Source organism: Pseudomonas sp. 2822-17, assembly GCF_002742485.1.
GTDB classification, from domain to species: Bacteria; Pseudomonadota; Gammaproteobacteria; order Pseudomonadales; family Pseudomonadaceae; genus Aquipseudomonas; species Aquipseudomonas cyclaminis.
Window position 1 is genome coordinate 1 of the sequence record NZ_LJRZ01000410.1, and the last position, 240, is coordinate 240.

A 240-nucleotide genomic window follows, 5' to 3' on the forward strand; every position below is an offset into this window, starting at 1 on the left:
AGGCCACCCTTTTCTCAAAGCCTCTCTATGTTCTTCTGGAGTTTTGGTCCATGTAAAGCCAATTCAAAGTTGAATCATATCCACTCCTAGTTTTTCCAATGCAATTTTTTCTCCATAGGATCTCTCAGGGGATTTTATAAATTGGAATATTTTCACGTTAAAATCTCTACCTATCGCCCTTAAAGCTAGTCCTAATGCAGACGTTGTTTTTCCCTTTCCATTTCCTGTATAGACTAAGGT

At 37.9% G+C, this 240-nt stretch carries 1 protein-coding gene; it reads right to left on the bottom strand.

Annotated elements, in window-relative coordinates:
* Positions 1-63: 63 nt before the first annotated feature.
* Positions 64-240: cob(I)yrinic acid a,c-diamide adenosyltransferase (locus AOA60_RS13865; protein ID WP_218240654.1), on the bottom strand; the 177-nt coding region annotated here is incomplete at its 5' end.